Genomic DNA, 12679 nt, shown 5'->3' with positions numbered 1-12679 from the left:
GGTGCCGATTGTTGTGAGCGGCGACACTGCTTGCCCTATTCCCAAAGAACGCCGAGTTACTTAGCTCGCCGACACACCTAAGGTTCCAGAAATGCTCGGAGTTTTTTTATCGCTTCTCTTTTTCGCCTTCTTGTGCATACTTTTCATCCGCTTTCAGAAACCCCAGGCTCAACCTGAGCCATCTCAAACTACATCCACGTCCCCTTGGTGGGTGAAAGTTATCACCGAGAAACCTCGTTGTACTTACTACTTTGGTCCATTTGATAGTCTTCAGGAAGCGAAGCTGAGCCAAGCGGGTTACATAGAAGATCTTGAGCAGGAGGGAGCGATCGGAATTGCTGTTGACATCTTGCAAGATCAGCCAACAGTACTCACGATTGATGAAGAGGATGACTAAGTTGTCGCTTGGCTAACCTTTACTAAATTTTAGGAAAGGATGTAACGGCAAGTCGTGATGGTGCTGTAGGATTTAGGTGCTGTTTAGGATCACAAGGCAACAGTTCTGTGGTTGCCAAAGTAAAGATGATAGATCGACTAATCGGTTGGCTCAACCAGTTGTTAGTGATAGATTTTTTTCTGGTCTTGTTGAGCTTTTTTTGGCTAGCGATCGCAGCTTTTGGTCGCTTGGTTGGTCTTCCCTTAGGGCTTGACCTCTGGTATTACCTTTGGCAACCTGTATTTACGCCAGCAATTGGCATTGTCATCGCTGGCACACTTTTGAGTGGACTGTTTAGCTGGATAGCCAATGCAATGAAACCCAATTAATTTAGTCCGATTGACGGGGTTGTGCGACACGAGCTTCAATATCCTCCAATGTGTTCAGGAGTAGACGCTTTGCCTGTAATTCCCAACCCCATTTCTGAAGGCGGTAGGCAGCAACAGCCCCTGCAACAGCGACAACGTAGCCTAAGGCTTGTGATAGAGAAATTGCTCCCAATAAACCCAATCCAGCAATTCCCCAAAAGGGTAAGGCAACAGTTTGGCGCTGTTCCTCAACGACTTGGCGTAAGCCACCACTGGGTTGCAGTTGTGCTGATAAAGCTTCTTTGGCTAGGCGCTGTTCTGCGGCTGAGACAGAAAGCCCAATTTTACGGCGTAGTTTCTCCATTTTCCGGGCATCGGTACTGTACTCAGTGAGTTCGTCTTCTGCCATTTTGATCATGCGTTCCAGTTGGCTCATTGTTGTTGGTTGTTGGTTGTTGGTTGCTTGTTAAAGAATACAAACAACAAGTAACCAACAACAAATAACCTGGTCATAACTTATTTTTGTTTAAGTCCCGCTATTGAATTGGGATTAGTGAATGCCATAGTTGCCAATCGCTTCAACTCCTTAAACTTCACCTTCAACCCCTGCATTATCTCCTCACGCCTCCCCCAACTCTTGCAACATCTTTTCCACCGTTGCCTTCAACGGTGGTAGATTATTCTGCACGATCGCCCAAACTAAATTCAGCGATACCCGGAAATACTCATGCACCACAACATTTCTGAAGGCAATAATCTGTGCCCACGGCACCTCAGAATATTGATTCATCAAATCACCAGATAACGAAGAAGCCGCTTCTCCAATAATCTGGAGATGATGAATCACCCAAACCTGCATTAGTTCTTGTTCATCAAATGCCTGTCTACCAAGGCTTGCATATCGTTCAATCGCCACAATTGCATCTAAAATATCTTGCAACCGCTCAGGCTCACGCCTCATAGCAGCACAGCCTCACGGCATACGCGATCGCGAATACGTTCCTTCAACATATCCACCGTCGCAATATCAACCTTGCGATTGAGTAGCCGTTCTAAATCAATTAATAGTCCTGCTGGAAACCAGGGCGTGATTTTTCCCAAGTCATAGTCAACCAAAAAATCAATATCGCTCTCTTCGGTTGCTTCTCCCCGCGCCACCGAACCAAATACCCGCACATTGTAGGCTCCATGCTTTTGTGCAATAGCAAGAATTTCCGTTCGCCGCTCTTGCAACAAATCGTTAATTCCTAACCCTGTTTTGCTAGTCATGCGCTACATCCCCGAAGGCATCAGGATTCGATACGAAAGAGTTCAAGGGCAGCGTGACAATAAAGGTTGTTCCCACGCCTACAACACTTTCTACAGTAATTTGACCTCCGTGTAAGTCCAGACACTTTTTGACAATAGCTAGCCCTAAACCTGTACCAGGAATCGTTCCAACATTACTGGCTCGATGGAAAGACTCGAATAGTTTCGGCAAGTCTTCTGCTGGAATGCCAATGCCTTCGTCCTGAATGCTCAAAACAGCAACACTCTCCTTACATTCGAGAGCAAATCGAACTGTGCTTTCTTGAGGGGAATACTTAATCGCATTGGAGAGCAAATTAGTGAGGCTTTGTCGTATCAGTCTTTCATCAAGACAAGTATTAGTACAGTTGCCTCGACTCGTAAAGGTGATAAGCTCTCCAGGCATGGCTCGCTCTAATGAAGCTTGGTTATCTGGAGCCTCTGTGCTGGCACTTACCCTCCTCTGGTTCTGGCTAGCAGAGCGTATTTCTTCAACAAGTTCCTGGCAGAACTGCTCTAAGTTGAGAGGAGCTGGGTTGAATCGTAATCTATCTGCGTCCGCTTGACCGATGAATAGTACATCACTAACTAAGTCAGCCAGGTGTTTGCTGCTGTTCTGAATGCGCCGCAGATGAATCAGTTTTCTCTCTTGTTTCAAGTTATCACCGTAGCTTTCGAGAAGCTCAGCGGAAGAAAGAATTGTGGTGAGCGGGGTGCGGTATTCGTGGGAGATTGTGGTGATAATTCTGGATTTAAGGGAGCTGAGTTCTCTTTCTGTTTCCAGAGCCTTACGAAGTTCTGCTTCTGCTTTTTTGCGATCGCTAATGTCCCGGATAACGACTTGAGCGGCTGGCTTCTCTTGGTAGGTAAAAGGAGCGGCTGCAACCTCGACATCAATAACAGTTCCATCAAATCTAACAGCCTTCTGTTCCCTCAACTCTATTAGTTGTCCTTCTCTAAGTTCTCGTATCTGCTCCTTGACAAGTTCCTGATAGTCTGGATGCACAACATCAAATACGGATTTGCCAAGTAAATCTTCCCGGTTAGTTGCGCCATAAAGCTTGACAGTCGCACTGTTGATAAAGACAAATTGCTCATCACATTGGATAAAGATGGCATCAGGGGATAATTCCACCAGTTGTCGGTAGCGTTCTTCACTCTCACGCAAAACTTCCTGTGCCTGCTCACGCTCTCGTATCTCTTTGAGCAGTTGTTCATTTGCCTGTCGTAATTCTTGGGTACGTTCTGCGACTCGGCGTTCCAGTTCTTCGTTAGCTCGTTGCAGTGTTTCTTCGGCACGTTTGCGATCGCTAATATCCTCTATCAGTCCTTCCAGAACAGGCTCAGCTTCCGTGGTACTAATGGTCTGGTTTAATAAAACCCACAGACTACTGCCATCGGCTCGACGCAACTGCACCTCGCGTTCCGAGACGGAACCCTGAAGTTCCACGTCTGCCTGCCAGACAAGTTCCTGCAAATCTAAGGTTTGGGCTTCTTGCAAAGAACTCACAGCCAATAAACGCAGAAATGCGGCGTTCCCCTCTAGTAAATATCCATCTGAGGTTGACCGAAACACACCAACATTCAAACGATTCAGCAGCGTCTGTAGACGCATCTCCAAACGCTCAGTCTTCCGCTTAAATTCAACTCGTTCCAAGGCGGCACGTACTGCAACCGATAGGCGAATGTAATGCTTAGGTGATTTGATAATGTAATCGTCTAAGCCAGTCTTCATTGCTTCGACAGCAATCTCTTGATTCCCGCTATCAGTGAACATAATCACTGGGCAGTCAGAATAGCGAGACTTGACATCCTTTAGCACACTCAGCCCATCGTTCCAGCGAAGTTGATAGTCCGTAATAACCAGATCAAAATTGCTCGTGCTTAGTGCCTGGTTTAAACCTTCTGTATCGATAATTTCCTCGACCTGTAGGTTGGGAAATTCACGGCTCAATTCACGAAGAATCAAAATGCGGTCTTCTGGGTTGTCGTCAATAATAACAAGACGGCACACTGGTAGTCCTGCAAAAAGTCACCTCCCGAACCATAGACTATTTCAAGTGTTTGTGTCTGCTACCTTTTGAAAGAATTAATAGACAAGTCTAATACTCCTGTACGCTGATGTGAAACATTTAGGTTGTCGGATAAGCTTGCCGCAGTTCTATCCAAAAGCGGCTTCCCTGACCGAGTTGGGACTCTACGCCAACTCGACCCCCCATACGTTCTACTCCCTTACGAGCGATCGCTAATCCAATCCCAGTACCCGGATACGTTTCAGCCCCATGTAATCGCTCGAAAACTTGGAAAATACGCTCCTGATTTTCTGGGTTGATGCCGATGCCGTTATCCTCTACCCACAAGCGAATCCATTTTGTGGACGAGGCAAAGAAGGCAGAATCGTCCTGTGGAGTATCACTAAAAACCTCTCCCCCTGCTCCCCCTGCTCCCCCAACTCCCCCAACTCCCTCACTTTCCACCTCCTGCGCCCATACCCGTACCTGAGGCTGTACACCAGGAGGCATGAATTTAATTGCGTTCGTCACCAAATTTATAACAACCTGAATCAGGGTAGTGCGATGACCCATCACTTTAGGCAACGGTGTCTCTACTTTTACCTGAGCTTGTTTCTCTTGAAATTCTGCCTCCAGTTGCGTGAAGACCATTGCTACGACAGATGCTAAGTCAAGTACCTGGATATTAATATCGGCACGACTAAGACGGCTGTAGTTGAGCAAATCTTCAAGTAGAGTATTCATCTGTTGAGCAGAAGCAAAAAGATGGTTGGCATAAAGCTGACCTTCGTCACCCAATTGGGGGGCGTAGTCTTCCACCAAGGCTTGAGCCAATCCTTGTATCCCTCGTAAGGGTGCCCGCAAGTCGTGGGAAACGGAGTAGACAAACACCTCCAGTTGCTCATTGGCTTCCTGAAGCGCAGCAGTACGCTCTGTAACCCGTTGCTCTAGTTGATTCGTGTAGCGCTGAAGTTGCTCCCGCAGTCGAGCTTGCTGGATTGCAACGGCAAGTTGGTTAGCGACTTCAGAGGCAATCTCTTGGTATTCCGATGTAAATGCGGCAACGTTTCTGGCGAACAGGTCAAGTTGACCAATCAACTCCCCTTCCACAATCAGAGAGACACTAAGCAAACTCCGCTTGCCTTCAGCTATCTGGCGTTCTAGTAAAGGCGGATGCTCCTCAAGAGTAGCCAAGTCTTCTACATAACGAATGACTCCTTGGTGCAACGGAATTTCAACAGGCATCAGGCTAGAGAGCGGCACAGTTGCTCTCGCGAAATCTCCATCTAACCCCCCTGCCAGTAGCTCAGCTTCATTTGTTTCAAACTTGAACAAGACGACTAGCTCTTGCTCATAAGGCACGACACGACGTAGGCGTGAAAGTGCAGCACGGGCAATCTCTGCCGCTGATTCTGCTCTGAGAATGGCACGGTCAATTTCATGTAAAGCTTCTAACCGTTCAGCCGAGCGATGGATTACCTCTTCAGCAAGCTTGCGATCGCTTATATCAAATCGGATGGCAAGATGTTGAAAAGGCTTTCCTTGATCATCTAGAAATGGAACGATCGTGGTGTCTACCCAGTAGTAAGTTCCATCCTTAGCTTTGTTCTTGATTTCTCCATGCCAGACATTCCCCTTAGTAATGGTTGACCAAAGGTTTTGAAAAAATTCTTGGGGATGGTAGCCGGAATTAATGAGGCGATGAGTCTGCCCAATCAGTTCTTCCCTAGAATATTGAGAGATTTGGCAAAACTGGTTGTTTACATCAGTAATAATTCCTCTGGCATCCGTTACAGCCAAAATTGCTGCTCGATCTAGGGCAAATTTGACATCTGATAATTCTTTGAGCAGCTTGCGCGATTCTTCCTCGGCTCGTTTGCGCTCAGTGATGTCGCGCGTAACTTTAGAGTAGCCACGCAGATTTCCAGACTCATCTCGTAAGGCTGTAAGCACAGAACTTGCCCAAAACAGGGAGCCATCTTTACGTTGTCGCCAGCCTTCCCCGACAAAATGACCTTCCGTTGCCGCGATTTGGAGTTCTTGTTCAGGGATATGGCGCTCAACGTCTTCTGCTCCAAAAAGAATTGAGTAATGCCGTCCGATAATTTCTGCCGCTTGGTATCCTTTAATCCTCTCTGCGCCAATGTTCCAAGTCGCAATCCGTCCATTAGGGTCGAGCATGAAAATGGCGTAATCTTCCACGCCTTCGACAATCAGGCGATATTGCTCCTCACTTTCCTTCAGGGAAAATGCGATCGCCTCCTTTCGGAGGTTAGCCTTCTTCAATCCCTCGCACAACCCACTAATCAGCACCCCCTCGACTAAAAATATGCAGATCCGAACCCCTTCGCTTAACCCTATAACGTGTAGGCTAAAAAACGGTTGAATGAAGAAATAGCTACCGACCAAAGCACTCAGGACAGTAGCAAATAGCCCCGGTCTCAAGCCGCCATACCAAGCGCTAACCATCACTGGCATGATAAAGACCAACAAGGGAGCATTTTCCTCAAGGATCGGCATCAGTAGAAAACGGAAGAGCAACGCCGCTAAGGTTGCTAGCACAGCAACCCCATAGCCTGACAGCCGCCAACGCTTTTTTTTCTGCATCTTTAAAATAATGTGCAGCCTTTACCACATTATGTTAGCGATCGCCTCTCAACAGCAGAGATTTCTCTTAAAAGTTTTTTCACTAAAAATTCATGTTCCTTCAAACGAGTGTCCGCGATAATATCGCTTACGGTTCAATTGGGGCAAAGGATGAATAGATTGAAGCGGCTGCCCGTCTTGTGAATGCTCATGACTTCATTACGGCACTGGCTCAAGGGTATGACACTATCTTGGTAGAATCGAGGGCAAGGCTTTCAGGTGGGCAATGGCAACGAATTGCGATCGCGGGTGTGGCGCTACGGAAAGCCCCGATTATCATTGCTCTGAGATTACATCGACCTCTGAAATAGAATCAACCCTTCGCATCAGTCTAGTCAGTAATTATGAAGTGAAAGAATCATGAAAGTATTGGTTACTGGAGCTGCTGGATTTATTGGTTATCACTTAACCCAGCGCTTGTTAGCAGAGGGTATACAGGTTTACGGGATTGATAACCTGAATGACTACTATGATGTGAAACTGAAGAAAGATCGCTTAGCTCAACTAAATCCACAAGCTAAATTTACGTTTGAGATTTTGGATTTAGATAATCGCGATCGCATGATGCGGCTATTTCAAGAACATCGGTTCGATTGTGTCGTTAACCTTGCTGCTCAAGCCGGAGTGCGCTATTCATTACAAAATCCCTTCGCTTATGTTGACAGTAATATGTCAGGTTTTGTCAATTTGTTAGAGGGATGTCGGCACAGTCAAGTCAAACATCTTGTATTCGCCTCTTCTAGCTCCGTCTACGGGGCAAATACCAAGGTTCCGTTTTCTGTCAGTGATAATGTCGATCATCCAATTTCGCTCTATGCTGCTAGCAAAAAGGCAAATGAACTAATTGCTCACGTCTACAGCCATCTCTATAATTTACCAACAACAGGATTGCGCTTTTTCACAGTTTATGGGTCTTGGGGACGACCCGACATGGCTTACTTCAAATTTGTCAAAGCAATACAGGAAGGTAAACCAATTGATGTTTACAACTTTGGTAAAATGAAGCGTGATTTCACCTACATTGACGATGTAGTTGAAGGAGTATTTCGGGTGATGTCGAAACCTCCAAAAGGTAATTCAAAAGACAATACTAATGTCCCCTACAAGCTTTACAACATTGGTAATAATAGTCCTGTCGAATTGATGACATTCATTGAGGTGATCGAAAAGGTACTTGGTAAACAAGCTGAGAAGAATTTTTTACCGATGCAACCTGGTGATGTGCCAAGCACGTATGCCGATGTAGATGATTTGATGAGGGATGTAGGGTTTAAACCGTCCACATCAATTGAAGAAGGTATTCATCACTTCGTACAGTGGTATCAAAACTATTACAAAACATGACTTGCAAGGCAACGCCAGCATTTAACAAGCTCATCCCGATAGCGACATAGTTATTTGGATTTGCAAACCTGCCTGAGCAAAAAAACCGTTACAGTGACTACAGAAAAATTGTCTACATTTCCAATAACGATGACCTCTACAGCATCTATTGCTACTGAAGCGAAGTTTTTACCCGTCACCTATGCTGATATTGAAGCGGCGGCTAATCGCCTTGCTGGGGTAGCTCACCGAACACCTGTTCTCACGTCCAGAACGGTGAATGAGCGCACTAACTCGCAAGTGTTCTTCAAGTGCGAAAACTTCCAAAGAGCAGGTTCTTTTAAGTTTCGAGGAGCCTATAATGCGTTGGTACAGCTATCTGAAGCGCAAAAACAACGGGGGGTTTTGACGTTTTCTTCAGGAAATCATGGGCAAGCACTCGCACTTTCCGGACAGTTGCTCGGTATTCCCACTACAGTGGTGATGCCAAAGGATGCACCAGAAGTTAAGCAAGCGGCTACTCGTGGCTATGGTGCTGAGGTGATTTTGTACGATCGCGCTGAGATGAAACGGGAAGAATTAGCAAAGAATCTCGCACATGAGCGTGGACTAACAATAATTCCTCCCTATAATCATCCGCACACTATCGCTGGACAAGGGACTGCGGCGAAAGAACTGCTCGAAGAAGTTGGTGAACTAGAGCTTTTACTCGTGTGTTGTGGTGGTGGTGGCTTATTATCAGGAAGTGCGATCGCGTCCAAATCTCTCCTACCCAGTTGCCGCATCATTGGCGTAGAACCCTCACAGGCAGACGATGCCACCCGCTCCTTTTACACAAAAACACTGCAAACCGTTCTCAATCCTGACACAATTGCTGACGGGGCAAGAACTCCAAGCCTCGGTCAATTGACCTTTCCGTTGGTGCTAGATTATGTCGATGATATGGTAACTGTGTCGGAAGATGCGATCGTCCGCACCATGTTTTTTATCTGGGAACGCCTGAAAATTGTCGTTGAACCGACAGGTGTTCTAGCCGCCACTGCCTTATTAGAAGGTATCATCACAAAACCTGATTCTCGAATTGGTATCATCATCAGCGGTGGCAATGTTGATCTGAAAACAGTTAGCCACCTGCTGAGTTAAACCCCAGCCTTTTATTCCCTGTCGTAAAATTCAAGCCTCTCCTTGAGTCGGCTAGTGTTCTGGCGGCTGGAAGCAAGCAGGGCGTTAAAATGAGAACTTCAGGCTTAATGGTGTTGCGTGCGGTAGTTCATTCGGTTGGCTTCAGATGTTACTGTGCCAATAGTCGCATTGCTTAAAAATAGGGAATGGGGAGTGGAAAAGAGGAATTTTCAGGGTTTTGTTGTGTGGTTTCACAGTTACTTAGAGATGAGCTTTAACTTGTTACGATTTCCAATCAGATTTTTTACCACTCATCACATGGCAAAGCGTTTAGTGTCCGGTTGCTTATTGAGTCTCGTGGTAATTTTTAGTTGTCTGCTAGTGTTAGGGACACCACCAGCTCTAGCCGGACTAGATGATGACCGATTTGATGGCAACATCTTTGGCCTTTATGCCGGGAATGGTTCTATCGTCCCGCCACGAGTGACATTGGCAGACTCCCTAAAACAGGAGAAACCAGCGCTGTTGGTGTTCTATGTTGATGACAGCAAGGATTGTAAGCAATTTGCCCCAGTTGTCTCGCGGCTCCAAGCTCCTTATGGACGAGCAGCAAATTTTATTGCCGTTAACGTTGACAGGCTACTCTTAAAGTCTAGCTATGAACCGACAGAACCAGGCTACTATTACGAAGGGTTGGTTCCCCAAACTGTACTCATTGACCAGAAGGGTAAGGTAGTTCTGAATGAGACGGGACAAGTATCCTTTGAACGGGTAGATGATGTATTTCGACAAGTCTTTGACTTACTGCCTCGTGAGGAATCAGTTGAGCTAAGACGACGGCAAATCAATGAGTTTAGTAGTGAGCTAACAAACGGGAAATAAGGCTTAGGTTTGACTTATCAGGTTGACGTGAACTTCAGGAGAAGGGGGAAAGGTGAACGGTAAAAGGACATTACTTTTTTTACCAAGCCGTTTATGTTGTTAGTTAAATTCACGCTAATTACTCCCTCTCTCTTTCTACTCGCGTTAATCTGTCTTTAAGTTCAATCTAATAGGTGTGCTGATGTCAGAGGTTTACAGCACAGAGGAGCTAATCAAAATTTTGGCAGATGAGCGTCGCGCCTGTATGAATGGGCAGCGCCTTAATCTTGCCGCTTCAGCGTCTGGTAATCCTTTGATTGACCGATTTTTGAAACCGGACGGCATTCAAAAGTTTAGTGCCTATCGAGACTTTAAAGCGGCTGTTCATCGTTATCAACAGCAACATCAAGTCTCTGGCCTTATCTGGCGGCAGCTGACACTGAAGGGGCAGACGTTGCGTTACCCCGTTGTTGATGAGCAGCTAATGGCACTTAAGAGTGACTTGGAAATATTAAAGGCGGCTAAGGATTCAATTGTGGCTTTCTGGGGCAACGTTACACTGGGCATGGACTTGTACTTAAGTATCACTACAGGCAAAGAGTTTCGGCAGATTATGCCTGATGATGTCGGAGCGATCGCGTATAGAACAGAATGGGCAAATCTTTTTCAACATGGCAATTCTACGTTTTTGGAAGTTATCTTGCAGTTAGGCTGGGGAAAACCGGAGGAAGCCTCTTACAAGCAGGGATGGCCGACATCGGGGAGTGAATATATTCATGCCGTGAATCCCGGCAAGCGTCCGATTGGTTGATATCTACGTTAAGGTCGATGCTTTTGGTAGGGGAAAAGTCGCACCCTACATCAATAGAGAAGGAAGGAGCAGGTGGAGATGGACGAGAATAACCAAGAACAAATTCTCAATAGACCAACGGGTCGAGAATCGTTTGGTATTGAGGAATTAACCAAGCTTGGCAATCAGGCAGTCAAAAAAGGTCTAATTTCTGGACATGGTTTTCATGGAGGAAAGTACGAAATTCTGTGTAATGGTCAGTTTTTTCTGCTTTCACCCGAACAAGCACATTCTTACTTGAAGAATTTGGTCGAGCAACACCAATAGCAAACCCCTATGGGAATGCGATCGTCCACCAATACTTCCGGAGTCTTCATCTGTCTGGGACAATTAGCCAGCATCTGAATGTTATATCCGACTCATCTGTCGTGCTGTCCAAGACGTGTTCAGCACGACATTTTCAGAGCGCGACAAGGATTATTATTAAGTTCTATAAAATACAGTAACTGAGTCGAGTTACCGTACTTAATGGAAATTAAAGAGAATATTACATGAACTGATCTAAAAAGCAAGTTCACTGCTGTGAATATTAATGATTCAGTTTCTTTCCTCTTAATGGTATGGCAGTGGGCACGAATGTTAGGACATTAAGGGGAGAAGAGCATTCCTTAACTAGAGCCGATCTGATCCAAAGCTGACCGCTGAAAGCTGACTGCTGATGGCTATACCTTTGTGACTCTTGATGCAACCTATGGGAGAAGCCTGATTAGTAAATTGCTTTTAAACTACTGTAAATCGCTGGATGTAGTGTACTTTAAGAGATATCAATTCCGAAAAGGTAGCTATGAGTATTACGATTCAGGACGTTTCAAAACAATTTGGTTCCTTTCGTGCTGTTGATCGGGTGAGTTTGGAGATTAAAGGAGGCTCGCTTGTCGCACTATTGGGACCATCGGGTTCAGGAAAATCGACATTACTCCGGATGATTGCTGGACTAGAGCCGCCTGACAGTGGTCAAATCTACCTCACTGGTGAAAATGCAACTCACCAGCCAGTGCAGCAACGCAACATTGGCTTTGTCTTCCAGCACTATGCCCTGTTTAAGCACCTAACCATCCGTCAGAATATTGCCTTTCCTCTAGAGATTCGTAAAGTTAATAAAGCTCAGATTCGTCCACGAGTGGAAGAACTTTTGCAGTTGGTGCAGTTAGAAGGTTTAGGCGATCGCTATCCATCCCAACTTTCTGGTGGTCAACGGCAACGGGTTGCTTTAGCACGCTCACTGGCAGTTCAACCGAAAGTTCTACTGCTCGATGAACCGTTTGGGGCGCTAGATGCCAAAGTTCGTAAAGAATTACGAGCTTGGTTACGACATCTCCATGATGAAGTCAGTGTGACAACAGTGTTTGTTACGCACGACCAAGAAGAAGCGATGGAAGTCGCTGATGAACTTGTGGTGATGAATAAAGGCAGAGTCGAGCAAGTAGGTACGCCAGCCGAAATCTATGACAACCCAGCAACACCGTTTGTCATGAGCTTTATTGGCCCGGTGAATGTTCTACCGAGTACGGCAGCGCTTTTCGCAAACAATGGTTCAGTTGTTCCTTCAGCAGAAGTATTTTTGCGTCCCCATGATGTTCTGATTCAAACGAATCCCAGTGAATCTTATGCACCCGCCAAGGTTGCTCGCATTATTCATCTAGGGTGGGAAATCCAAGTTGAGTTAGTTTTAGGGTCAGGTCAAATCGTGACAGCTCACTTAAGTCGCGATCGCTTTGACCAACTTGAGTTGGAGCAGGGACAGCACGTTTTTGTCAAACCCAAAGAGGCAAAAACTTTCCCAGTTTATGCCTTAACTTGATGAACCACGTAATAAACACGACTATCAGGGTGT

The 12679-nt window shown here is 45.9% G+C and carries 14 protein-coding genes; 9 read left to right on the top strand and 5 right to left on the bottom strand.

Annotated elements, in window-relative coordinates:
• Window positions 1-91 precede the first annotated feature (91 nt).
• Window positions 92-397 carry a DUF1816 domain-containing protein gene (locus H6F98_RS09510; RefSeq protein ID WP_192218431.1) on the top strand — a complete coding sequence of 102 codons (306 nt, stop codon included), beginning with the start codon at window positions 92-94 and terminating at the stop codon, window positions 395-397.
• A 125-nt stretch (window positions 398-522) separates the two neighbouring features.
• Window positions 523-765 (top strand): hypothetical protein, encoded by a 243-nt coding sequence (locus H6F98_RS09505; RefSeq protein WP_192218430.1) that lies wholly within the window; start codon window positions 523-525, stop codon window positions 763-765.
• A gap of 1 nt (window position 766) precedes the next feature.
• On the opposite strand, the gene H6F98_RS09500 is transcribed toward H6F98_RS09505, so the two are convergent.
• The 5 genes from H6F98_RS09500 to H6F98_RS09480 all read right to left on the bottom strand — a co-directional run bounded on the left by H6F98_RS09500 (window position 767) and on the right by H6F98_RS09480 (window position 6650).
• Window positions 767-1180 carry a hypothetical protein gene (locus H6F98_RS09500; protein WP_192218429.1) on the bottom strand — a complete coding sequence of 138 codons (414 nt, stop codon included), beginning with the start codon at window positions 1178-1180 and terminating at the stop codon, window positions 767-769.
• A gap of 183 nt (window positions 1181-1363) precedes the next feature.
• Entirely contained in the window at window positions 1364-1705 is a 342-nt protein-coding gene (locus H6F98_RS09495; RefSeq protein ID WP_192218428.1) for a DUF86 domain-containing protein, read from the bottom strand.
• Complete coding sequence (locus tag H6F98_RS09490; protein ID WP_192218427.1) at window positions 1702-2013, bottom strand: nucleotidyltransferase family protein; 312 nt, start codon at window positions 2011-2013, stop codon at window positions 1702-1704. The genes H6F98_RS09495 and H6F98_RS09490 overlap by 4 nt, the downstream gene beginning before the upstream one ends.
• Window positions 2006-4045 (bottom strand): PAS domain S-box protein, encoded by a 2040-nt coding sequence (locus tag H6F98_RS09485; protein WP_192218426.1) that lies wholly within the window; start codon window positions 4043-4045, stop codon window positions 2006-2008. Before H6F98_RS09485 ends, H6F98_RS09490 begins: the two co-directional genes overlap by 8 nt.
• A gap of 118 nt (window positions 4046-4163) precedes the next feature.
• Window positions 4164-6650 carry a PAS domain S-box protein gene (locus H6F98_RS09480; RefSeq protein WP_192218425.1) on the bottom strand — a complete coding sequence of 829 codons (2487 nt, stop codon included), beginning with the start codon at window positions 6648-6650 and terminating at the stop codon, window positions 4164-4166.
• A gap of 179 nt (window positions 6651-6829) precedes the next feature.
• On the opposite strand from H6F98_RS09480, the gene H6F98_RS33990 reads away from it, so the two are divergent.
• The 7 genes from H6F98_RS33990 (at window position 6830) to H6F98_RS09445 (ending at window position 12646) form a co-directional block, all read left to right on the top strand.
• Window positions 6830-7000 carry an ATP-binding cassette domain-containing protein gene (locus tag H6F98_RS33990; protein WP_313929827.1) on the top strand — a complete coding sequence of 57 codons (171 nt, stop codon included), beginning with the start codon at window positions 6830-6832 and terminating at the stop codon, window positions 6998-7000.
• Window positions 7001-7049: 49 nt separating this feature from the next.
• Window positions 7050-8033, top strand: coding sequence for an NAD-dependent epimerase (locus tag H6F98_RS09470; RefSeq protein ID WP_192218424.1), 984 nt, complete (start codon window positions 7050-7052; stop codon window positions 8031-8033).
• A 129-nt stretch (window positions 8034-8162) separates the two neighbouring features.
• Entirely contained in the window at window positions 8163-9155 is a 993-nt protein-coding gene (locus tag H6F98_RS09465) for a threo-3-hydroxy-L-aspartate ammonia-lyase (RefSeq protein WP_192218423.1), read from the top strand.
• Window positions 9156-9452: 297 nt separating this feature from the next.
• Window positions 9453-10016: a thylakoid membrane photosystem I accumulation factor gene (locus H6F98_RS09460; RefSeq protein ID WP_242058456.1), complete on the top strand. Its 564-nt coding sequence runs from the start codon at window positions 9453-9455 to the stop codon at window positions 10014-10016.
• Window positions 10017-10197: 181 nt separating this feature from the next.
• The gene (locus tag H6F98_RS09455; protein ID WP_192218421.1) at window positions 10198-10806 is read left to right on the top strand and encodes a hypothetical protein; all 609 of its coding nucleotides are present in this window, start codon (window positions 10198-10200) and stop codon (window positions 10804-10806) included.
• A 78-nt stretch (window positions 10807-10884) separates the two neighbouring features.
• Window positions 10885-11112 carry a hypothetical protein gene (locus H6F98_RS09450; RefSeq protein ID WP_192218420.1) on the top strand — a complete coding sequence of 76 codons (228 nt, stop codon included), beginning with the start codon at window positions 10885-10887 and terminating at the stop codon, window positions 11110-11112.
• A gap of 517 nt (window positions 11113-11629) precedes the next feature.
• Window positions 11630-12646, top strand: coding sequence for a sulfate/molybdate ABC transporter ATP-binding protein (locus tag H6F98_RS09445; RefSeq protein ID WP_192218419.1), 1017 nt, complete (start codon window positions 11630-11632; stop codon window positions 12644-12646).
• Window positions 12647-12679: the final 33 nt, after the last annotated feature.

This window comes from Microcoleus sp. FACHB-SPT15, assembly GCF_014849525.1.
Lineage (GTDB): Bacteria > Cyanobacteriota > Cyanobacteriia > Cyanobacteriales > Coleofasciculaceae > Symplocastrum > Symplocastrum torsivum.
This window is presented reverse-complemented; position numbering and strand designations above follow the sequence as displayed.

What these genes read in the sequence shown, in the direction of transcription:
- H6F98_RS09505 (WP_192218430.1), top strand. Translation starts at nt 523, where the DNA reads ATGATAGATCGACTAATCGGTTGGCTCAACCAGTTGTTAGTGATAGAT.
- H6F98_RS09445 (WP_192218419.1), top strand. Translation starts at nt 11,630, where the DNA reads ATGAGTATTACGATTCAGGACGTTTCAAAACAATTTGGTTCCTTTCGT.
- H6F98_RS09455 (WP_192218421.1), top strand. Translation starts at nt 10,198, where the DNA reads ATGTCAGAGGTTTACAGCACAGAGGAGCTAATCAAAATTTTGGCAGAT.
- H6F98_RS09470 (WP_192218424.1), top strand. Translation starts at nt 7,050, where the DNA reads ATGAAAGTATTGGTTACTGGAGCTGCTGGATTTATTGGTTATCACTTA.
- H6F98_RS09465 (WP_192218423.1), top strand. Translation starts at nt 8,163, where the DNA reads ATGACCTCTACAGCATCTATTGCTACTGAAGCGAAGTTTTTACCCGTC.
- H6F98_RS09480 (WP_192218425.1), bottom strand. Translation starts at nt 6,650, where the DNA reads ATGCAGAAAAAAAAGCGTTGGCGGCTGTCAGGCTATGGGGTTGCTGTG.
- H6F98_RS09450 (WP_192218420.1), top strand. Translation starts at nt 10,885, where the DNA reads ATGGACGAGAATAACCAAGAACAAATTCTCAATAGACCAACGGGTCGA.
- H6F98_RS09490 (WP_192218427.1), bottom strand. Translation starts at nt 2,013, where the DNA reads ATGACTAGCAAAACAGGGTTAGGAATTAACGATTTGTTGCAAGAGCGG.
- H6F98_RS09500 (WP_192218429.1), bottom strand. Translation starts at nt 1,180, where the DNA reads ATGAGCCAACTGGAACGCATGATCAAAATGGCAGAAGACGAACTCACT.
- H6F98_RS09510 (WP_192218431.1), top strand. Translation starts at nt 92, where the DNA reads ATGCTCGGAGTTTTTTTATCGCTTCTCTTTTTCGCCTTCTTGTGCATA.
- H6F98_RS09460 (WP_242058456.1), top strand. Translation starts at nt 9,453, where the DNA reads ATGGCAAAGCGTTTAGTGTCCGGTTGCTTATTGAGTCTCGTGGTAATT.
- H6F98_RS09495 (WP_192218428.1), bottom strand. Translation starts at nt 1,705, where the DNA reads ATGAGGCGTGAGCCTGAGCGGTTGCAAGATATTTTAGATGCAATTGTG.